This window comes from Paenibacillus sp. yr247 (assembly GCF_900103825.1).
In the GTDB taxonomy this organism is placed as follows: domain Bacteria; phylum Bacillota; class Bacilli; order Paenibacillales; family NBRC-103111; genus Paenibacillus_E.
Genome location: NZ_FNIF01000008.1, coordinates 1 through 21,090, shown reverse-complemented (window position 1 = coordinate 21,090; position 21,090 = coordinate 1). Strand labels below are relative to the sequence as shown.

General features: G+C 45.1%; 25 protein-coding genes. 22 read left to right on the top strand and 3 right to left on the bottom strand.

Going from position 1 to position 21,090, the window contains the following annotated elements; translation table 11 throughout:
- The first annotated feature begins 93 nt into the window (after nucleotides 1-93).
- The 3 genes from BLT91_RS15750 (at nucleotide 94) to BLT91_RS15740 (ending at nucleotide 3,525) form a co-directional block, all read left to right on the top strand.
- Entirely contained in the window at nucleotides 94-1,104 is a 1,011-nt protein-coding gene (locus tag BLT91_RS15750) for a thiamine pyrophosphate-dependent dehydrogenase E1 component subunit alpha (protein ID WP_090822543.1), read from the top strand.
- A gap of 3 nt (nucleotides 1,105-1,107) precedes the next feature.
- Nucleotides 1,108-2,088: an alpha-ketoacid dehydrogenase subunit beta gene (locus BLT91_RS15745; protein WP_090822542.1), complete on the top strand. Its 981-nt coding sequence runs from the start codon at nucleotides 1,108-1,110 to the stop codon at nucleotides 2,086-2,088.
- Between the two features lie 66 nt (nucleotides 2,089-2,154).
- Nucleotides 2,155-3,525, top strand: coding sequence for a dihydrolipoamide acetyltransferase family protein (locus BLT91_RS15740; protein WP_090822540.1), 1,371 nt, complete (start codon nucleotides 2,155-2,157; stop codon nucleotides 3,523-3,525).
- A gap of 1 nt (nucleotide 3,526) precedes the next feature.
- Here BLT91_RS15740 and prli42 read toward each other — a convergent pair whose 3' ends face one another.
- Nucleotides 3,527-3,631, bottom strand: a complete 105-nt coding sequence (gene prli42, locus BLT91_RS33545) for a stressosome-associated protein Prli42 (protein WP_175532324.1) — start codon at nucleotides 3,629-3,631, stop codon at nucleotides 3,527-3,529.
- Nucleotides 3,632-3,706: 75 nt separating this feature from the next.
- Between prli42 and BLT91_RS15735 the strand changes: the two genes are divergently transcribed.
- Both BLT91_RS15735 and BLT91_RS15730 read left to right on the top strand, forming a co-directional pair.
- Nucleotides 3,707-4,837 carry a M20/M25/M40 family metallo-hydrolase gene (locus BLT91_RS15735; protein ID WP_090822538.1) on the top strand — a complete coding sequence of 377 codons (1,131 nt, stop codon included), beginning with the start codon at nucleotides 3,707-3,709 and terminating at the stop codon, nucleotides 4,835-4,837.
- A gap of 151 nt (nucleotides 4,838-4,988) precedes the next feature.
- Complete coding sequence (locus BLT91_RS15730) at nucleotides 4,989-6,089, top strand: DUF3866 family protein (RefSeq protein WP_175532323.1); 1,101 nt, start codon at nucleotides 4,989-4,991, stop codon at nucleotides 6,087-6,089.
- Here BLT91_RS15730 and mciZ read toward each other — a convergent pair.
- Nucleotides 6,007-6,207 (bottom strand): Z-ring formation inhibitor MciZ, encoded by a 201-nt coding sequence (gene mciZ, locus BLT91_RS33870; RefSeq protein ID WP_175532322.1) that lies wholly within the window; start codon nucleotides 6,205-6,207, stop codon nucleotides 6,007-6,009. The two genes, BLT91_RS15730 and mciZ, sit on opposite strands and share 83 nt — an antisense overlap.
- A gap of 95 nt (nucleotides 6,208-6,302) precedes the next feature.
- Here mciZ and BLT91_RS15720 point away from each other — a divergent pair, with 95 nt between their 5' ends.
- The 17 genes from BLT91_RS15720 to sigF all read left to right on the top strand — a co-directional run bounded on the left by BLT91_RS15720 (nucleotide 6,303) and on the right by sigF (nucleotide 20,627).
- On the top strand, nucleotides 6,303-6,857 hold the full coding sequence (locus BLT91_RS15720; protein ID WP_090822532.1) for an NUDIX hydrolase: 555 nt from the start codon (nucleotides 6,303-6,305) through the stop codon (nucleotides 6,855-6,857).
- On the top strand, nucleotides 6,858-8,036 hold the full coding sequence (locus tag BLT91_RS15715; protein ID WP_090822530.1) for an endonuclease Q family protein: 1,179 nt from the start codon (nucleotides 6,858-6,860) through the stop codon (nucleotides 8,034-8,036).
- Nucleotides 8,037-8,100: 64 nt separating this feature from the next.
- On the top strand, nucleotides 8,101-8,742 hold the full coding sequence (spoIIM, locus tag BLT91_RS15710) for a stage II sporulation protein M (protein ID WP_254776973.1): 642 nt from the start codon (nucleotides 8,101-8,103) through the stop codon (nucleotides 8,740-8,742).
- A gap of 106 nt (nucleotides 8,743-8,848) precedes the next feature.
- Nucleotides 8,849-9,334, top strand: a complete 486-nt coding sequence (locus BLT91_RS15705) for a ferric iron uptake transcriptional regulator (RefSeq protein ID WP_090822529.1) — start codon at nucleotides 8,849-8,851, stop codon at nucleotides 9,332-9,334.
- A gap of 182 nt (nucleotides 9,335-9,516) precedes the next feature.
- Nucleotides 9,517-10,632 (top strand): alanine dehydrogenase, encoded by a 1,116-nt coding sequence (gene ald, locus BLT91_RS15700; RefSeq protein WP_090822849.1) that lies wholly within the window; start codon nucleotides 9,517-9,519, stop codon nucleotides 10,630-10,632.
- A 57-nt stretch (nucleotides 10,633-10,689) separates the two neighbouring features.
- A complete protein-coding gene (locus tag BLT91_RS15695; protein ID WP_090822526.1) occupies nucleotides 10,690-10,932 on the top strand; it encodes a DUF4227 family protein in 243 nt (80 codons plus the stop codon).
- An 87-nt stretch (nucleotides 10,933-11,019) separates the two neighbouring features.
- Nucleotides 11,020-11,916, top strand: a complete 897-nt coding sequence (xerD, locus tag BLT91_RS15690) for a site-specific tyrosine recombinase XerD (protein WP_090822847.1) — start codon at nucleotides 11,020-11,022, stop codon at nucleotides 11,914-11,916.
- Nucleotides 11,917-12,026: 110 nt separating this feature from the next.
- Nucleotides 12,027-13,202, top strand: coding sequence for a phosphopentomutase (gene deoB, locus BLT91_RS15685; RefSeq protein WP_090822524.1), 1,176 nt, complete (start codon nucleotides 12,027-12,029; stop codon nucleotides 13,200-13,202).
- A gap of 57 nt (nucleotides 13,203-13,259) precedes the next feature.
- On the top strand, nucleotides 13,260-14,087 hold the full coding sequence (locus tag BLT91_RS15680; RefSeq protein WP_090822522.1) for a purine-nucleoside phosphorylase: 828 nt from the start codon (nucleotides 13,260-13,262) through the stop codon (nucleotides 14,085-14,087).
- A gap of 18 nt (nucleotides 14,088-14,105) precedes the next feature.
- Nucleotides 14,106-14,960, top strand: a complete 855-nt coding sequence (locus BLT91_RS15675) for a purine-nucleoside phosphorylase (RefSeq protein ID WP_090822520.1) — start codon at nucleotides 14,106-14,108, stop codon at nucleotides 14,958-14,960.
- A gap of 151 nt (nucleotides 14,961-15,111) precedes the next feature.
- A complete protein-coding gene (locus BLT91_RS15670; protein ID WP_090822518.1) occupies nucleotides 15,112-15,549 on the top strand; it encodes a hypothetical protein in 438 nt (145 codons plus the stop codon).
- Nucleotides 15,550-15,728: 179 nt separating this feature from the next.
- On the top strand, nucleotides 15,729-16,112 hold the full coding sequence (locus BLT91_RS15665; RefSeq protein ID WP_090822517.1) for a cupredoxin domain-containing protein: 384 nt from the start codon (nucleotides 15,729-15,731) through the stop codon (nucleotides 16,110-16,112).
- A gap of 105 nt (nucleotides 16,113-16,217) precedes the next feature.
- The gene (locus tag BLT91_RS15660; protein ID WP_090822515.1) at nucleotides 16,218-17,519 is read left to right on the top strand and encodes a pyrimidine-nucleoside phosphorylase; all 1,302 of its coding nucleotides are present in this window, start codon (nucleotides 16,218-16,220) and stop codon (nucleotides 17,517-17,519) included.
- A gap of 161 nt (nucleotides 17,520-17,680) precedes the next feature.
- Nucleotides 17,681-18,856: a D-alanyl-D-alanine carboxypeptidase family protein gene (locus BLT91_RS15655; protein ID WP_090822513.1), complete on the top strand. Its 1,176-nt coding sequence runs from the start codon at nucleotides 17,681-17,683 to the stop codon at nucleotides 18,854-18,856.
- 207 nt (nucleotides 18,857-19,063) lie between these two features.
- On the top strand, nucleotides 19,064-19,417 hold the full coding sequence (spoIIAA, locus tag BLT91_RS15650) for an anti-sigma F factor antagonist (protein ID WP_090822846.1): 354 nt from the start codon (nucleotides 19,064-19,066) through the stop codon (nucleotides 19,415-19,417).
- Nucleotides 19,414-19,860 carry an anti-sigma F factor gene (spoIIAB, locus tag BLT91_RS15645; protein WP_090822511.1) on the top strand — a complete coding sequence of 149 codons (447 nt, stop codon included), beginning with the start codon at nucleotides 19,414-19,416 and terminating at the stop codon, nucleotides 19,858-19,860. The genes spoIIAA and spoIIAB overlap by 4 nt, the downstream gene beginning before the upstream one ends.
- A gap of 11 nt (nucleotides 19,861-19,871) precedes the next feature.
- The gene (sigF, locus tag BLT91_RS15640; RefSeq protein ID WP_090822509.1) at nucleotides 19,872-20,627 is read left to right on the top strand and encodes an RNA polymerase sporulation sigma factor SigF; all 756 of its coding nucleotides are present in this window, start codon (nucleotides 19,872-19,874) and stop codon (nucleotides 20,625-20,627) included.
- A 227-nt stretch (nucleotides 20,628-20,854) separates the two neighbouring features.
- Here sigF and BLT91_RS15635 read toward each other — a convergent pair.
- Nucleotides 20,855-21,090 (bottom strand): IS3 family transposase (locus BLT91_RS15635; protein ID WP_141225000.1); only part of this gene is annotated, 236 nt, incomplete at its 5' end.

Below are 21,090 nucleotides of genomic sequence, written 5' to 3'. Positions count from 1 at the left end.
AACCATTTGCGTTTATAATATGCTTATAGAGTCAAGTCTTAGGACCAGGTAACAATTTAATGAACAACTAAATTTCTAAAGGAGGCAACCTCCATGTCCATTGGTCAGCTTTATAAGCATAAAACATTAGGTTTATCTGACGATGAAGTCGTTCGTATGTATACAGTCATGAGTCTTGCAGCTAAATATGATGAACGAGCTTTTATGCTCCAGCGCGCAGGTAAAATACCCTTTCACGTATCTGGAATGGGTCAGTATGCAGGTCAGGTAGGGATGGCTTTCGCTATGAAAGCGCAAAAAGATTATTTCCTGCCTTATTATCGTGATTATGCATTTGTTCTTTCAATTGGCATGACCGTGAAGGATTTGATGCTTGCCGTTTTTTGCAAAGCAGAAGACGTCAACAGCGGTGGCCGTCAGATGGCCGGGCATTTCGGCGACAAGAAAAATAATGTGGTGACGGGTTCGTCCCCAGTAACGACACAAGTGCCTCATGCTGCAGGTATCGCGCTTGCTGCAAAAATGAAAAAACAAGATTTCGTTACGTACGTTTCTTTCGGTGAAGGTTCCAGTAATCAAGGGGATTTTCACGAGGGTTGTAATTTTGCTGGTGTGCATAAACTGCCTGTCATTTTTGTTTGTGAAAACAATCAATACGCTATTTCAGTTCCTCTTCATAAACAAGTTGCAGGGAAAATCGCAGATCGTGCTCTGGGGTATGGGTTTCCGGGTATTCAAGTTGATGGCAGCGATGTATTAGAAATGTATCGGGTTACCAAGGAAGCTAGAGATAGAGCGATTCGCGGTGAAGGTCCAACCCTTATCGAAATGATGTCCTACCGTCTTATGCCTCATTCGACATCGGATGATGACATGCTGTATCGGACGAAAGAGGAAGTCGAGCAGAACCGTCAAAAAGACGGCATACTGAAATTCAAAGAATATTTAATGGAATGCGGCCTTTGGAGTGAGGAACAAGATCGGAACCTTCAGGAACAGCAAAAGCAAGAGATCAATGAAGCAACGAAGTATGCGGATCTTGCCCCTTATCCAAATCCGGAAGATACACTCCTCCATGTTTACGCAGAAGGAGATGGCAAATAAATTATGGCTGTAATTACATATTTGGAAGCAATCCGCTCTGCGATGCAGGAGGAAATGCATCAGGATGATAACGTTTTTGTTCTCGGCGAAGATGTTGGAAAAGGCGGTGTCTTGAACACAACCAAAGGGCTTCGCGATCAGTTTGGGGAAGACCGGGTGCTCGACACGCCTCTGGCGGAGTCTGCTATAGTGGGTGTAGCCATTGGTGCGGCAATGTACGGTATGAAACCGATCGCCGAGATCCAGTTCGCTGATTTCATTTTCCCAGCAACGAATCAAATACTAAGTGAGGCCGCGAAGATTCGCTATCGTTCTAATAATGACTGGACATGCCCGATCGTTATTCGTGCACCTTATGGCGCGACCGGCGCAGGTGCTTTATACCACTCTCAATGTCCGGAGTCTGTTTTCTTCGGCACACCGGGTATTAAGATTGTAGCGCCTTCTAATCCGTATGATGCGAAGGGACTTCTGAAGGCAGCCATCCGCGATGCGGATCCTGTGCTGTTCTTCGAGCACAAGAAGGCCTATCTTGCTTTGTCCGCGGACGTGCCGGATGATGATTATATTGTGCCGATTGGCAAGGCAGACATTAAACGTCAGGGCACTGATATTACAGTCATCGCTTATGGCATGGTTGTGAACTATGCACTACAAGCAGCTGAAGAGCTTGCGAAGGAAGACATTTCTGCCCACGTACTGGACCTGCGCTCCCTACAACCTCTCGATAAAGAGGCCATTTTGGAAGCTGCTAAGAAGACAGGCAAAGTGCTTATCGCGCATGAGGATAACAAAACAGGCGGCGTTGGCGCTGAAGTGTCAGCGATTATCGCAGAAGAAATGTTGTTTGAGCTCGATGCACCTATTGCAAGACTGTGCGGCCCAGACGTTCCGGCAGTAGGCAGCAATCCACCGATGGAGAAGTTTTTCTTACTTAATCCGGATAAGCTGAAAGAAGCAATGCGCCAGCTTGCCATGTACTAATTTAGTAGAATCCTTAGGTCTGATTCCATTCCATTGAGCATTTCCTGAATCTTAGGAGGTACACTTATGAACCAAACGAACAGTCGACTAACCGAGGTTACGGTTCCGCATCTAGCAGAGAGCCTCGTTTCGGCTACAATCGGCAAATGGCTCAAACAGCCAGGCGATTATATCGAACAATATGATGTGCTGTGTGAGCTCTTCACAGAGAAAGTGAATACGGAAATGCCTTCACCGATTGAGGGTAAGCTTGTTAAAATTATTGTCGGCGATGGGGAAACAGCTGCAGTTGGTGAAGCGATTTGTTTGATTGAGGAGCCGGATGCAGCTTCTGTGAATTCTCCATCACTCTCAGGTGCTGAAGCTGCTAGTTACGGCGGAGCAGCACTGTCTGAAGACGCGGACCAAAGCATGCGGGGACGTTTTTCACCGGCTGTTCATCGTCTTGCTCAAGACAACAATGTCGAATTGGCACGTGTTCCGGGGACAGGGCTTGGCGGAAGGATTACACGCAAGGATGTCGAGCAATTCATCGCCTCAGGAGGCGAAAATGCAGTTCCTGCCGCTATGCAGACGCAACAAGCAGCTCCTGCCGTTTCACAGTCGCCAGCGGGCAACCAAATCGCTTCACAAGGTGAAATGAAGCCAGCCAACCTGCCTGTTCGGAGCTCCGGCATCCACTTGTCAGCCAATCCGCAAACGCCGCTGATTGAAGCGGAAGGACATTCGCTGGACGCTGGCAATGAGCATTTCATTGACGTTACGCCAATCCGTAATGCCATTGCTTCTCGTATGCGCCAAAGTGTCACTGAAATTCCACATGCGTGGACGATGATTGAAGTGGATGTAACGAATCTCGTTGTGCTGCGGAACAAGGTGAAGGACGAATTTATGCGCCGCGAGGGCATTAACTTAACGTACTTAGCTTTCATGTTGAAAGCTGTTGTCAATGCGATTAAAGATTATCCCATCATCAACTCCGTCTGGGCTGTAGATAAAATTATCGTGAAACGTGATATTAACATCTCCTTGTCCGTTGGAACCGAAGATTCGGTTATGACACCTGTTATTAAAAAAGCGGATCAAAAAAATATCGCCGGACTTGCCAGGGAAATTGATGAATTAACGAAGAAAACACGTGCGGGGAAATTAGCGCTGAATGATATGGTAGGCGGGACATTTACTGTAAATAATACAGGCTCCTTCGGTTCGATTCTGTCTTATCCAATCATCAATTACCCGCAAGCAGCAATTGTGACCTTCGAATCCATTGTGAAGAAGCCTGTCGTTATTCAAGATATGATCGCAGTTCGCTCAATGGTTAACCTTTGTTTGTCGCTTGATCACCGAATTCTGGATGGTGTCATTTGCGGAAGGTTCCTACAGAGAGTCAAAGAAAATTTAGAAAGCTATAACGCGGATACTAAGATTTATTAGACTATAAATGAAAAAATAATCCGGCCGTAAACAATAGACTTGATAACAGCATTGTGATCAGCATAATGTAAATCACTAGTTTAAACCAACGCTTATTCTGTAACAATGAAGATTCACTCCTTTTAGGTAAAAAGCTTGTACCATTTTATTGTAACTCAAAGTGAGTATTGGAGGAAAGTATATGATTCAGCAAAACCGTTTAGTGCAAGAATTCATTTCGCTTGTAAAGGTAGACAGCGAGACCAGATTTGAACAAGATATTTGTGTCGTTCTTAAAGAAAAGTTCAGCTCTTTAGGCTTACATGTGATGGAAGATGATTCAATGGCGAAAAGCGGTCACGGATCAGGCAACTTGATCTGTACACTTGAAGCAACGGACAGTAATTCTGCGATTCCGACTATTTTCTTCACTTCCCATATGGATACAGTAGCTCCAGGGAAAGGCATCAAGCCGCAAATTGGTGATGATGGCTTTATCCGCAGCGACGGAACAACGATTCTAGGCAGCGATGACAAAGCAGGTATCGCGGCGATGATCGAAGGCATCCAAGTGTTGAAAGAGCAAAATATTCCTCATGGCCGCATCCAATTCGTTATTACCGCAGGTGAAGAAAGCGGTCTAAAGGGCGCACGCGCTATGGATCGCAGCGTTATGGAAGCCGAATTTGGCTTCGCGCTTGATTCCAACGGCAGCATTGGAGATATTGCAACAGCTGCGCCAGGCCGTGCAGAAATTGAAATTATTTTCCATGGGAAGTCGGCTCATGCCGGTGTTAATCCGGAAGATGGCATCAGTGCCATCCAAGTAGCTAGTAAAGCTGTTGCGCGCATGTCGCTGGGCAGAATCGACAGCGAAACAACGGCGAATATCGGAAGCTTCTCTGGCGTAGGTCCTTTGAACGTTGTATGCGACAAAGTGATGTTGGAAGCGGAAGCTCGAAGCATCGTTCAGCACAAGCTGGAAGCGCAAATCGCCGCGATGAAAGAAGCTTGTGAGTCAGCGGCAGCAGATGCTGGAACCACATGCGAGTTTAACTCGAATATCGTGTATGCATCCTATATGCATGATGACTCAGCACCTATCGTACAGCTGACAGCTAGGGCACTTACTACGCTCGGATTGAAAGCTCGCACCTTCCATTCCGGTGGAGGCAGTGATGCTAACATCTTTAATGGTATGGGTATTCCTACCGTGAATTTGGCTGTTGGTTATCATGAAATTCACACAACAAAAGAACATATCGCCATCAGCGATTTAGTCAAAACGGCCGAACTGCTCGTTGCCCTCGTGAAGGAAACCGCGAAAGTTTAATTCACCATTTTTCATAGAGAACCGATTAGTCTGCCAAAGTCATGGCGGGACTGGTCGGTTTTTTTGTACCTTCTATCCAATAAAATTGGGGTAAAGCTGAACCAACCCACATATGCTTCGAGTAAGACAGGTCCAGGAAGGGGAAACTGGCATGATGATACGGGATGAGGGCACAGTTGTAACGATTATTTCGGTCAGAGAAGGACAACAGATTGTCACCGTATTGATGCGGAGTGGTGAGCTTGAACGCGCTGTACATTACACAGATACATCGCCTTTGTTAGTCCCGGGGGACATGGTTGACCTAAATGTAACAGCCATGAAGCTGGGGTTAGGTTCAGGGGTTTTTCATATTGTTATATCAGCACGAGGCCGAGGGAGCGTTAACGATTCAACACATAGCTCAGCAAATGGACACATCATGAAGCTCAAATACACCCCTATGCAGCGGAGTGTGCTTGCTATTGAAGAGCCTGCCAGCGCGTTTCATTCTTCGTTTCAAGATGACGCAAATGTTGAGGGGATGCCTGTTTTACTAGGAGAATTACATAGTATGCTGCCTGTAGTGATGTGTTGGTTGCAGTATCGACATCAACAAAGTAAATCTCCTGAACGTGCTTTGGAGGTTGCCTATATCATGACTGATGGAGGTGCTCTTCCACTTGCTTGGAGTCGGCATGCGGCTATGCTAGAGGGGATGGGATGGCTTAAGACATCCATTACCTATGGTCAGGCATACGGAGGGAAGGTGGAGGCGGTAAACAAATTTAGCGCTTTAATTGCGGCGAAACATGTGGCGAAAGCGGATATTTGTCTTGTAACCATGGGACCGGGAACCATAGGTACGGGTACGCGCTATGGTTATACAGGTATTGAAATTGGCGAGCTGGTTAATGCTGTACATGCCCTTGGCGGGGTACCGGTCGTTATTCCGCGAATTTCATTTGCGGATCCACGATCACGGCATCAAGGCATTAGTCATCATACGCTTACAGCGCTCCAGCTGGCTGCTAGATGTCCTGCTGTAGTACCTCTGCCACTTTTGGAGTCACACGAACATGCTCTTGTTCAGGAACAGGCGCAGGGCCTGCAGCTTCATCGAATCATTGCGATGCCAAGCATTTCAATAGAGGAAATCGCTAGAGCTTTAGAGCTGTATCCACAGCCCATTACCTCGATGGGAAGGGGATTATCCCAAGACCCTGCTTTTTTTCAAGCGATTTGTGCGGCTGCGGATTGCGCAAGCCAATAACATAATCCATTAATGTAATGTTGCTTCCACCTTGCTGCAGCATGAGCTGCAATTGACGCTTGATTTCCCAAGCCTTCCCTACAAGCCGAATTTGACGATCGGTTACATAGCTCTTCATATCCATTTTCCTCATTTCAGATAAAATTTTGATATAATGAACGATATGCGTGAATGGGACAAGATATACCAATTTGATCAAAATGAGGTGTTCGTATGACAATACACAAAAAATTCGAAGAAGTTACCATCAAGACCGAACCCATTTTCAAGGGGAAAATTATTTCGCTGCAGGTGGATCATGTTCTCTTGCCTAATGGAGAAACTGCGACGCGTGAAATTGTGAAGCACCCAGGCGCTGTGGCCGTGATTCCTCTGCTAGGGGATAAAATGATCGTTGTGGAACAGTATCGAAAGCCGCTCGAGAAAAGTCAGGTGGAGATCCCTGCGGGCAAGCTGGATGCGGGAGAATTGCCGCTTAAAGCGGCCATACGCGAGTTAGAGGAAGAAACGGGTTATCGGACTGAAAATATCAAGCTGGTTAATTCCTTTTATACGTCTCCCGGGTTTGCAGATGAAATTATTCACCTCTATATCGCCGAAGACCTAGTGAAGGGCGATGCGAATCCGGATGAAGATGAATTTCTTGAATGCGAAGCGATTACACTGGAACAAGCACAACACTACATGCGTGAAGGGAGAATTAGTGATGCGAAGACGATTATGGCTGTCTATGCTTGGCAGGTATATCTGTTAACGGGTCAGATATAAATGAATTCTTATTATGTAGATCTTCATATCCATATAGGTCGAACGGAGAAGGGGCAAGCAGTGAAAATTAGCGCTGCAAATGATCTTACTTTTTTCAATATTGCACATGAAGCTGCCGTCAGAAAAGGGATGGAGGTCATCGGGATCATCGATTGCCACTCGCCTTCTGTACAGGATGATATCATGACGTACTTGGATCGGGGAGAGATGGAGGAACTGGAGGGCGGCGGCATCCGCTATCAGGATACGGCCATCATGCTGGGAACCGAAATAGAGGTGCGCGAACCTGGAAGGGGTCCAGCTCATTTGCTTGCCTATATGCCTAATCTTGTGGCGATGCAGGGGTTCACTCAATGGATGAAAGGGCATATGAAAAATGTGGAGTTAAGCTCACAACGCATTTATGTACCTGCTCGGATACTTCAAGAAGAAGTACTCGGGAGAGGTGGTATCCTTATTCCTGCGCATATTTTCACCCCGCACAAAAGTGTGTATGGCAGTGCGTCAACTAGAATGGAGCACCTTCTTGATCTGGACGGTATCTCTGCGGTTGAGCTTGGACTAAGCGCTGATTCCGATATGGCTGGATTGATTTCGGAGCTTGATCGGTTCACATTCGTGACGAATTCAGATGCGCATTCCCTTGGTAAAATAGGACGAGAATACAACGAAATGAAGTTAGCCGCTCCAACGTACGAAGAGCTTGTCAAAGCTCTGCATTGTCAAGAAGGACGGCGAATAGCAGCCAACTACGGGCTTAATCCACGTCTAGGCAAATACCACCGAACCTACTGCAGCTTATGTGAATCCATTCTGGATGAAAGGGCAGTGACGGTGGAGCGCTGTACCGATTGTGGCAGCAATAAAATTGTTAGAGGCGTCATGGATCGAATCTTGGCTTTAGCGGATCGTGAACAGACCTATCTCCCTCCTTATCGGCCTCCATATCACTTTCAAGTTCCGCTTGAATTTATCCCAGGCTTGGGGCCTAAAAAGTTGGATCAATTGCTGCGCCGCTTTGGGACGGAGATGAATGTGCTGCATCGCACGACGCCGGAAGAGCTTGAGAGTGAAATTGGCGAAGAGATCGCTTCTTATATTGTAAAAGCGCGTGAAGGCAACCTTTTGCTAGAGGTTGGAGGCGGGGGAAGATACGGAAAAGTTAAAAATCGTTCATAGTTTCTAGCACTCGCTCATAAGCTTGTCTTTGTAGAGGTTGTTTACAAGGGAAGGAGCAGCGAGGGTGAATAGGAACCTAACGATGAAACAATATATGAGAGATAATTTGCCGCTATTTATATTCGTTTCCGTGCTTTTCGTCATCGGGGTCGTGTTTGGCGCTGTGATGGTAAATGCTCTTTCATTGGAACAAAAACAAGAGATGACTCGTCATTTGGGCAGTTTTTTTCATGAAATTAATGATGGGGCCGAGTTTGACAGCAGGCAATCGTTCGTACAAGCTTTTGGCATGCATATGAAGTGGATATTGTTGATTTGGCTCTTTGGTTTGTCGATTATCGGCCTGCCGTTGATCCTCGTTTTGGACTTCCTTAAAGGTGTGCTGATCGGCTTTACGGTCGGTTACCTTGTCGGTCAAATGTCATGGAAGGGCATGTTATTTGCGCTTGTTTCCGTTGCACCGCAAAATCTGATTGTTATTCCAGCTATCCTATTTTGCAGCGTAGGTGCTATGTCATTCTCCATTTATATGATCAAAAATCGCTTTATGAGCCGAAATGGAACGATGTACCAGCCGTTCATGCGGTATACTTCGATTACACTCCTGATGGGAGTATTCCTTATTGGAGCAGCGCTTTGGGAAGGATATATTTCGCAATTAATGATGAGATGGGTAACTCCCATGCTTATTGGCCTTTACGGATAACTTGCCCCGTGTTGTTTTCTGTTTGACTTTGTCAGTAAGCTCCCCCTATAATAAAAAGAGTGGCTAAAATTGGGCTTGGATGCCCACCTTTCTGAGGGGGAGGCATATGGAAGCAAGGATCGAGAAGATTAAGCAGCAGCTGCAATCCCAAGGGTACAAGCTTACGCCTCAACGGGAAGCGACTGTGCGAGTACTGTTAGAGAATGAACAAGATCATCTTAGTGCCGAAGATGTGTTTATGCTTGTGAAGGATAAAGCTCCAGAGATCGGACTGGCAACGGTATACCGAACATTAGAGCTGCTGAGTGAGCTTCATATCTTGGAGAAAATGAATTTTGGCGATGGTGTGGCGCGTTACGATCTGCGTGATGACAGCACACGCCATCATCACCATCACTTAATCTGCGTACAATGCGGGTCCGTGGATGAAATTATGGAAGATTGGCTCGGCCCTTTTGAAGAAAGGTTAGAGCAAGATTTTCATTTTCAAGTGCTAGATCATCGACTTGATTTTCAAGGTATATGCTATCGCTGCAACGAACGAGGGAAACCGGACTCATTGGACAAATCCAAAATAACAGTGACTGAGTAGAAGCTGTTTATACAAAGAAAATGCCTGTAAGCACAGTTCGTGCATACAGGCATTTTTACGTTTTTTTCATATAATAGGTAATAAGTAAAGCCGGACTGAGTTCACATAATTGCACTGGAAGCATGGGCACATTATGACTAATGATAATGAGGAAGAAGGTGGCCGCATTGACTCAGCAATCTATTGTGATCGGCGTTCCAAAAGAAATAAAAAACAATGAAAACCGGGTCGCACTGACGCCAGGCGGAGCGAGCATGCTCCTGATGGCAGGTCATCAAGTGCTGGTTGAGTCTGGAGCAGGTGTTGGCAGCGGCTTTGGAGATGAGGATTATGCCAGAGAAGGCGCCTTTCTTATTGCAAACGCTGCTGAAGTATGGGCTCACAGCGATATGATCATGAAGGTCAAGGAACCGCTGCCCGGGGAGTATGGTTTTTTCCGGGAAGGGCAATTGCTGTTCACTTATTTGCATTTGGCCGCTGCGGGAGATTTGGCTGACCATTTGCTTAGTAAGAAGGTGACTGGGATTGCTTATGAGACGATACAGCTTCCTAATGGTTCACTTCCGCTTTTGACACCGATGAGTGAGGTAGCCGGCCGTATGTCGGTGCAAATAGGCGCCCACTTTTTGGAGAAGTATTATGGGGGGCGTGGAATTCTTCTCGGTGGTGTACCTGGTGTGCCGCCAGCCAATGTGGTTATTCTCGGCGGAGGAATCGTAGGAACGAATGCGGCTAAAATGGCGCTTGGCCTGGGAGCCAGTGTCGTCATTATTGAGCGGAATGCTGATCGGATGCGAGCCTTGGACGATATATTCGGAGGTCGACTTAACACATTGATGTCTAATCCTTACAATATTGCGAGTGCTGTTCAGAAGGCGGATCTCTTAATTGGCGCTGTTCTTATTCCTGGGGCCAGAGCTCCGAGATTAGTGACAGAGTCTATGGTAAAAGATATGAAGCCAGGTGCTGTCATTGTGGATGTCGCAGTGGATCAAGGAGGATCGATTGAAACGATCGACCGTGTAACAACGCATAGCAATCCCACTTATGAAAAACATGGTGTGCTTCATTATGCTGTTGCAAATATGCCAGGTGCTGTTCCAAGAACTTCGACGCTTGCATTAACGAATGTGACAATACCATATGCCTTAGAGCTAGCCAATAAAGGATTTACACAGGCGATTACAGCAAATTACGCTCTTCAATTGGGAGTGAATGCACACAAGGGGAGCATAACCCATCCAGCAGTCGCTGAAGCGTTAGGAATGCCTTATGTGAAGTTATCCGATCAGTCATAAACACGGCCCCATCCTCATATCTTGTCCTTAAGAAAGGGATAGAAATGAGGACGGGCTATGATCTTATTTTCGTATCGAAAATTACTTGTTCGTTTGCGGTTTATTTTGCTTTTCATGGCGTTGACCGTTATCCTATATCAAGTCATGCTTGTTCTTAGCGGGTGGATTCAGCCTGTCAATAGGTACAGAACACCATCAGGAAATTCAGTTAAGGTGTTTGGCCACCATGAGCATGCCTCGGTTTCCGATTCAGGTAAAATGAGTGATCGACTGCGTTTATTTTATTGGTATGGTGAATAAAGCATAAAAAAGAGGAGTTCCCAAGGGAATTGTTGAATGCTATCCTTAATAAGATATGGCATGATAACGAGGGAGCATAGTAGCATGATGACGAATGACCTGCATTCCTTCATCCAATTTTTGTCTGTTGAACGGGGACTATCAAGGAATACGCTGGAATCCTATGAAAGAGATCTGCAACAATTTGTTGATTATATACAACTCCAAGGCATCACAACTTGGAAAGATTCAGGGAAAACTCACATTATTGGATACCTGTCACAGCTGAAATTGTTAGGCCGTGCATCAGCGACCTTGTCTCGTAATATGGTTTCCATTCGAGCATTTTACCAGTATTTGGTTAAAGAACGATTGATGGACTTGGACCCCTCAATTTACGTGGAAGCACCCAAGTTAGAAAAAAAGCTGCCCAAAGTGCTTTCGATTGGGGAGGTAGAGAAGCTGCTCGATGCCCCACAGTCTGAGCTGGTTAGCGGTGCGCGGGATAAAGCCATGCTGGAACTACTCTATGCGACAGGGATTCGAGTTTCAGAGCTTATCTCTCTAAATGTGGCTGATGTCAATTTACAGATGGGATTCATTCGCTGCATCGGTAAAGCAGATAAAGAACGCAATATTCCTCTTAGCTCGATCGCCATTCGGTGTTTAACCACCTATATACATAACGATCGAAAGAAGTTGCTGAAAAAAGTGGCGGATGAAGAAGCCTTATTTTTTGGACACTTGGGAACACGCATGACAAGGCAAGGTTTCTGGAAAATTTTGAAAAGTTATGCTAGTAGGATGAATATCACAAATGATATTACACCTCATGCACTAAGGCATTCCTTTGCTGCTCATTTGATTGAGAATGGTGCAGATTTGAGATCTGTTCAAGAAATGCTCGGACATTCCGATATTTCCTCGACGCAAATGTATGTGCAAGTTACCAAACTCAAAATGAAAGATGTTTACAATCGAGCTCATCCAAGAGCGAATTTGTAACCGATGACAGCGGCATTTCCCACAAGGAGAAGCTGCTGTTTTGCATTCAAAGAGTGGAAATGAGATAATCGGGGGTGGACAACATTAGGAATCGATTTGGAGGGACCAGAGTGCGCTTTGAACGTATTAGTGTCATCGTATTGGATAGTGTAGGCATCGGCGAATTACCGGATGCAAAGGAGTTTGGCGATAGTGGAGCTCACACACTTGGACATATTGCAGATAAAGTTAGCGGATTTTCACTCCCCAACTTACAGCGTATGGGTCTAGGCAGCATTGCTGATATTAAAGGAATTCCTGCAACAAATTCACCAGAAGGTTATTATGGAAAAATGGCTGAGGTGTCTGTCGGTAAAGACACAATGACAGGACACTGGGAATTGATGGGGCTACGGATTTCTACGCCATTTAATGTATATCCGAATGGATTTCCGGAGAAATTGATTTCTCAATTCGAGCGGGAAACAGGCCGTAAGGTGATTGGCAATAAGCCGGCCTCAGGCACAGACATATTAGATGAGCTTGGTGAAGAGCAGATGAAGACGGGAGCTTGGATCGTTTACACATCTGCCGATAGTGTGTTTCAATTAGCTGCGCATGAAGACATTATTCCGCTTGAAGAGCTGTATCGGGCATGCCAAATTGCCAGAAGATTGACCTTGCAGGATGAGTTTGCGGTGGGCAGAGTTATTGCTAGACCGTATATAGGGGAGCCCGGCGCTTTCAAACGCACTCCGAACCGGCATGATTATGCCGTTAAACCGCCAGCGCCTACCGTCATGAATCATTTGAAGGATGCTGGATTTGATGTGATCGCCATTGGTAAAATTAATGATATCTTTGACGGCGAAGGTGTTACGAATGCCACATCTACGAAAAGCAATCTAGATGGCATTCAGAAGACGATTGAGGTAATTGGCTCCTCATTTAAAGGGCTGGCTTTTACGAATCTTGTGGATTTTGACTCATTGTACGGTCATCGGCGTGATCCTGAGGGTTACGGCAGAGCACTGGAGGAATTTGATAGCTATTTGCCTCAGCTTAAATCGGGTCTAGGACCGAAGGATTTGTTAATCCTTACTGCGGACCATGGCAATGACCCGGTGCATGCGGGAACGGACCATACACGGGAGTATGTGCCTATTTTGTTATACAGCCCGAGTTTTCAGTCACCTACTTCGCTTGGCATTCGCGGAACCTTTGCTGATCTGGGTGCAACCATCGCAGAGAATTTTGGCGTGAGTGCAACTGACCAAGGCGAGAGCTTCTTACATCTTTTAAAATAAATACTTACGAAATACGCTGTTTATGTAAACTGAAAACGCTTAGGAGGAATCAAAACCATGTCCGATAAGACCATGATTCAAAAGATTCAAGAGGCAGCAGCCTTTATTAGCAAGGAAACAAACATTAAACCACAAATTGGACTCATTCTTGGTTCAGGTCTTGGCGTTCTTGCTGACTTAATTGAGAAGCCTATTGTGGTTGACTACTCTCGTATTCCACATTTCCCAGTGTCCACGGTGGAAGGACATGCCGGGGAATTAGTGGTTGGTACGATTCAAGGCAAGCAAGTGTTAGTGATGAAAGGCCGCTTCCATGCTTACGAAGGTTATGGCGCAGAAACCGTTTCTTTTCCAGTCAGAGTTATGAAAGAACTGGGTGTAGAAACATTAATCGTGACGAATGCAGCAGGTGGGATTAACGAAACGTACCAGGTTGGCGATCTCATGGTCATTAGCGATCATCTGAATTTGACATACCGCAATCCGCTCATCGGACCGAACGATGCTGCATTAGGCGTTCGCTTTCCCGATATGTCGGAAGCCTATAGCAAACGTCTGCGTAAATTGGCGCACGAAGTGGCGGCTTCTCAAGAATTCCACCTACAAGAAGGTGTCTACGTTGGACTTCTCGGCCCTAACTATGAAACCCCTGCTGAGATTCGCATGTTCCGCACACTTGGCGGCGATTCCGTTGGTATGTCTACTGTACCTGAAGTTATCGTTGCTCGTCATGCAGGTATCGAGGTGCTTGGTTTCTCCTGTATTTCCAATATGGCATCGGGTATTCTGGACCAGCCGCTTTCCCATGCAGAAGTAATGGAAACGACAGAGAAAGTAAAACCTAAGTTTTTGAAATTAGTGCTAGGCATCATCGAAGCACTTTAATCAGAAGAGGAGATCAACATGGAACTGACTTACATAGATAAAATAAAAGAAGCGGCAAGCTTCATTCAAAAGCATTTAGGCAGTGTTAAGCCTGTTATCGGACTGGTTTTGGGCTCAGGTCTTGGGGATATGGCTAATCAGGTTGAGAACCCCATTGCGATCGATTACAGCGAGGTTCCTCACTTTCCTGTTTCCACTGTAGAAGGTCATGAAGGCCGTTTTGTGGTGGGTACACTGGAGGGGAAACAAGTCATCGTGATGCAGGGACGTTTTCACTATTATGAAGGTTATGATATGAAAAAAGTTGTTTTTCCTGTCTATGTCATGAAAGCGATTGGTGTTCAGACGGTCGTGATGACGAACGCGGCGGGCGGCATGAATCGTTCATTTAAAGCCGGGGATCTCATGGTGATTAGCGATCATCTGAATATGACTGGAGATAACCCGCTTATCGGGCCTAACCACAATGATCTTGGTGTTCGTTTCCCTGATATGTCGGAAGCATACAACCGCGAATACAGGACGCTGGCTCATGAGCTTGCCCGAACGGTCGTTGGAGAAGACGGCGAGCCACTGAAGCTGCAGGAAGGCGTTTACGCGGGGATTACTGGACCAACATACTGTACGCCTGCTGAACTTACGATGTTAGCTCGTATTGGAGGCGATGCTATAGGCATGTCCACGGTAGGTGAAGTGATAGCAGCGCGTCATGCGGGGCTTAAAATATTAGGTATTTCATGTATCACCGATATGGCGGTAGGCGAAGAATTGGAACCATTGACGCATGAACAGGTAGTTGCTGTAGCAAACCGTACGAAGCCGAAGTTCATTGCCTTGGTTAAAGCTTTTGTGCGTGAGGTTCGTCTGGGATAATCGAATCTATTTTTTATCAATTTTTAATGAAAAAGAGCGTCTGGAGACATATTAATTTGGAGGAAGCCATGTTAATATATAGTTAATTAGAACTATATTCGAGGGTTTCATAGTTAATGATACCCATTCCATAACAAGGATGTGATGGAGCATGTCAGTCCCCCAATTAATGGTAGCAAACTGCCCGCGTTGCGGGAAAGTGTTCCAGAAAAATTTGCGAAACCAATGTTCAGATTGCAGTCACAGTTTAGATTCAATCCTGCTCTCCAGTCTTGAATTTCTACGTAGAAATCATCGCTCGACAAATGAGCAATTAAGCGCAGCGACAGGTGTTACGAACGAACAATTGCATGTTTGGATCAAAGAGGGAAAGCTGGTGCTTTCGGATTATCCGAATTTGTACTATTCTTGTACAATCTGCGCGAAGCCGATTCGTCAACAAAAATTATGTCCGGAATGCGCATTCCGAATTAATCGTGATATTAGGGAACTTAAAGAGAGAGATCATTCCTTTCAAACGCTACGTAGAGAGAAACAAAAAGCTTCGGTTGGCGGTTTCCAAATACTTGAAAGATTAAGTGGTGTGTAATTCACAATAAAATGGGTAATAGTAAGGTTAATATCCCCCTCTAAGGGGGATGTTTTTACGAGAGCCTCATTCACAATTTTGTCACAAAATATTCAACGTTTTGCCACTAACCATGTATGTGATTGTCTTGAGTTGTTAGGTAGAATAGATGAAGTGAACATATGATGAGGGGGATATACATGCAAAAATGGATTTTCTTTGTATTATTTATACTTGCGGGCGCACTGGGGCTTGGAGTCCTCTTTCAAGATATTTCTGCACGCCAAGTGGCTAAAGAAGCAGAAGCTGCAGCTAGCAAAAGTCAACAACTTAAGATTACAGCTTCTAACTGGCAATTCGATGCAGCAGATTACACAATTAAAAGCGGTCAACCAACGAAAGTTTCCTTGTCTTTAAAAGAAGGTGTGCACGCGGTTGAAATTGTAGGATTGGATATCAAGCTGGATAAAGAGAATCCTTCCAAGCAAATCACTTTTGATAAACCAGGAACTTATGAAATTCAGTGTGTACTTCCTTGCGGTGAAGGCCATGCTAAAATGAAATCCAAATTAGTTGTTCAATAATAAAATTGGTCATATCAGAGGGGGCTCTAGCAGCTCCCTTTTTCGATTTTGAAGGATATGCTTACAATGCAAGTTTTCTAACGAAAACTTTAGGAGGAATGCAGGATGAGAATGGTTGATTTAATCCATAAGAAGCGCTCTGGTGAAGTGCTTAGTGAGCAAGAAATTACACATATCGTTAGCGGTTATACACGTGGAGATATTCCGGATTATCAAATGTCGGCGCTGCTGATGGCCATTTTTTTCAATGGGATGACAAGTGAAGAGATTTCTGCACTCACACTTGCTATGGCAGGATCGGGAGAAATGATCGATTTATCAGAGATTGCTGGAATCAAAGTGGATAAACACTCAACGGGTGGAGTAGGTGACAAAATTAGCCTGATTGTTGGACCAATCGTAGCTTCACTGGGTATTCCTGTGGCCAAAATGTCTGGAAGAGGATTAGGACATACAGGCGGCACCGTTGATAAGCTAGAATCAATTCCAGGCTTTCAGATTGAATTGACGAAAGAAGCTTTCATCCAAGCGGTGAATACGAATAAAATTGCGATCGTGGGCCAAAGCGGCAATTTAGCTCCCGCCGACAAAAAAATGTATGCGCTGCGCGATGTAACAGCAACGGTTGATTCAATACCCTTAATTGCTAGTTCCATCATGAGTAAGAAGATTGCATCGGGTGCGGATGCGATCGTTCTGGACGTGAAAATCGGTTCAGGCGCCTTCATGAAAACGGTAGAGGATGCAAGGGTGCTAGCCCGTACGATGGTTGACATCGGGACCAAATTGAAGCGTAACACCATTGCGATGATTACGGACATGGAGCAGCCGCTCGGACGCGAAATTGGAAACGCGAATGAGATCCGCGAATCGATTGAAGTGCTGCGCGGCACAGGTGACAAAGAGCTGACAGAGGTGGCGATATCCGTTGCTGCTTACATGACACTGCTTGGGAAAGTGTTTGAGAGCTTTGAGAAGGCGCAGGCGGCCGTTAGAGACATCGTCTTGAATGGGAAAGCGTTAGATACGTTCAAGCGCTTCGTGGCAAGCCAAGGTGGCGATCCTAACGTGGTAGACCATCCAGAACTGCTTCCGACAGCTGCGTATCATTTCGAGGTGTTGGCTGAGCAAGAAGGATTTATCAATCAAATCGATGCTGAACAAATCGGTATTGCCGCGATGCTGCTCGGCGCTGGTCGTGCGAAGAAGGAAGATCAGATCGATTATGCGGTGGGTCTCACCCTGAATAAGAAAATTGGTGACGAGGTTAAGATCGGGGATTCGATCTGCACCATTCATGCGAATCGGCAGGATGTGAAGGAAGTCACAACCATGATTCATGGCGCGTATCGCATCGAGATAAGTAAACCTGCTCCTGTTCAATTAATTTATGATGTGATTGTTTAACATAAAATAAGGACTCAAGCACTTTCCCATTTGGAAAGTGCTTTTTTAATTTTGCTTCTGTTGGAATATTTTGCAGGGAAATCGTCAAGACTGATTAGCAGTCATTCAAGCTGCAAGTGTCAGGTTTTCACTTCATATATTACAGGAGGGGTACAATTGTTATGCGAAAAAAAGGGCTAATAAGTTTAATTTGTTTACAGTTATGTATGATGCTGCTTATCCCGGCTGCTTTTGCGGAGGAAAAGAAAGCGCAGACGGTTGATCTGACACCGAACGCTCAATCCGCTATTTTAATGGACGCGGATACGGGAACAATCATTGCCGAGAAAAATAAGGATGCGAAACTCCCGCCGGCTAGTATTACGAAAATAATGACGATGCTGCTGATTATGGAAGCTATCGACAAAGGCAACATTAAAATGGATGAGAAGGTTCGGGTTAGTGAGTATGCGGCTTCCATGGGCGGATCGCAAATTTTTCTAGAGCCTGGCGAAGAGATGACAGTCGAAGAAATGCTGAAGGGGATTGCCATGGCTTCCGGCAACGACGCATCAGTGGCAATGGCTGAAAAGATTGCAGGTTCGGAAGAAAATTTTGTGCAAATGATGAACGAGCGTGCACAGCAGTTAGGCATGAAAAACACCCATTTTTCAAATTGTAACGGTCTGCCTGTGGCCAATCACTATACGTCTGCAAATGATATCGCCGTCATGTCAAGAGAACTGCTTAAGCATGAGGAAATTACGAAATTTACAGGTGCCTATCAAGATTATCTGCGAAAAGAAACAGCAAACCCCTTCTGGCTAGTGAATACGAATAAGCTAGTGCGTTTCTACAGCGGTGCAGATGGTCTGAAAACAGGCTATACCAGTGAAGCGAAGTTCTGCTTATCTGCAACGGCTAAACGGGATAATTTACGTGTAGTTGCTGTAGTGCTTGGTGAACCAAATACAAAAACACGGAACGCTGAAGTCTCGAAACTGTTTGATTACGCGTTTGCACAATTTACGAACTATCCTTTATTTAAGTCAGGAGATAGTCTTGGGAAATTCACGATTAATAAAGGTGAAGTTTCGACAGTACCATTAGTCGCAAAGCAAAATTATAGCATTTTAATGAAAAAGGGTATCCCTACGCAAAACATTCGACATGAACTCAAATTCGATTCAAGTTTAAAAGCGCCGATTGCAATGGGGCAACGTATAGGTAAAATTATTGTTTACAATGGCGATAGTGTGCTTTCTGAATACCCTCTAGAGTCTCCTATTGCTGTTGGTAAAGCGACCTGGTGGAAGCTATTCAAGCGAACTACAACACAGCTCTTTCACACTGATTAGTTGTGAGAATACGCGAATAAGCGCAGTTTTCTTCTAGTTTTAGCAGTTTTCTTCTAGTTTTGTCGGGTGGCAGGATATTCTAACTCAGCTGTAGAAAGTTAAGTTTCATGACTTAATATAGGGATCTTTGAGTGTAGCTCAAAGTCTCTCCGCTGGAGGGATCTTTGAGTGTAGCTCAAAGTCTCTCAGCTGAGAGGAGTGAACATGTTGAGCCTGCAAATTGAATTCGAGCAAGGCCGAAGAGCGCTGATTGTTAGATTGAAAGGCGAGCTGGATCATCACACAGCCGATGTTGTGAAGGCGAGGATGGAGGAAGCGATTGCCAAGGAGCATACGCACCATTTAATCCTTAGTTTGAAGGATCTTTCTTTCATGGACAGCTCGGGTCTAGGCGTCATTCTCGGTCGTTATAAGCAAATTACAAGTAAAGGCGGCAAAATGGTCGTTTGTGACGTTGCTCCTGCTGTTTACCGCTTATTCGAGCTTTCCGGAATGTTCAAGATTGTATCTATCCAGGATAACGAACGAAATGCAATGTCCAGTTTGGAGGTTGCGCTATGAGTGAAGCTAACTTTATGACACTTCAGTTTGCCAGTCGTTCGGAGAATGAAGCCTTTGCACGTATAGCGGTCGCTGCTTTCGTTTCTCAATTGGATCCTACGCTGAATGAATTGACCGATATCAAGACGGTTGTTTCTGAAGCTGTTACGAATTCCATTATACATGGTTATAACAATAGAACGGATGGCGTTATCACGATTTCGACGCAAATTGATGATGATATGGTCAAGATTACAATTGAGGACAAAGGTTCAGGCATTGCAGATTTAGAGCAAGCGAAACAGCCTCTGTACACATCCAAACCAGAGTTGGAACGTTCTGGGATGGGATTCACGATTATGGAAAATTTCATGGACGAAGTGGAAGTTGTGACGGCCGTCGGAATCGGAACCAAAATAAACATGTTGAAGCGAATTGAATCTAAAAAAGCTTTATACAATTAGGGGTTTGATCTATGGATGTCGATCTGAAGCATGCTTCTCATAGTTATTTAGACGATTCGGAAGTCAAACGGTTAATCGCCCTCAGCCAATCCGGAGATGGACTCGCTAGAGAAACACTCGTCAGCTGCAATATCCGCTTGGTTTGGTCAGTGGTTCAACGTTTTTTGAACCGGGGATACGAAGCCGAAGACTTGTTCCAGATCGGTTGCATCGGACTTCTCAAGTCCGTAGACAAATTCGATCTATCTTATGATGTGAAGTTTTCAACCTATGCGGTACCGATGATTATCGGTGAAATTCAGCGTTTTCTTCGCGATGACGGAACGCTTAAAGTAAGCCGTTCGCTTAAAGAACTAGCGAATAAGATTCGCAAGACGAAGGACGAGCTATCCAAGAGGCTTGGCCGGCTACCTACGATCAAAGAGGTTGCAGAGGAGCTTATGATTACTGCGGAGGAAGTTGTTTTCGCGCAAGAGGCGAATAAGCCACTCTCCTCGATCCACGAGACCGTATTTGAGAACGACGGAGACCCCATTACGCTGATGGACCAAATCTCGGATGAGTCCGGAGATAAGTGGTTCGAGAAACTAGCGCTTAATGAAGCGATCGGGACGCTCTCGGAACGAGAACGGCTCATTGTTTATCTCCGCTATTTCCGCGATCAAACACAGTCCGAAGTCGCCAGCAGACTTGGTATTTCCCAAGTGCAGGTGTCACGATTGGAAAAGAAAATCTTGCAATCGATTAAAGATCAGATTGCTCAATAACAGACTTTTAGGAAAAAATAACCGTTCTTTCCTTGTGGAGGACGGTTATTTTTCCTGTACAAACTATTTTGAAATAGAAACAACTGGAAAAAAAGTGTGGGTTTGAACGAGGAAAGTGAATTATTGTTAACAAGTCAGATAGACCAGCATAAAAAAGAGCCGCTGATTATCCGGATTTCCTTCTGATCTGGACCCTTTGTCAAGGACACTTGAAAAAAGCCTTGTGTCTAGGCGGCTAACAATAGATGATTCCTGTATTGCACAGGTGTCATCTTTTTTAATCCCCACTGATATCGATTATTGTTGTAGTAGCGAATATAACGGTCAATCTCTCGTTGTAGTTCTCCTAATGAGGAACAATTACGATGATCAACATGGTCCTTCATGTGGCCAAAAAAAGACTCTTGAGGCGCATTGTCCCAGCAATTTCCTCGTCTAGACATGGATTGACCTAACCCTTTTT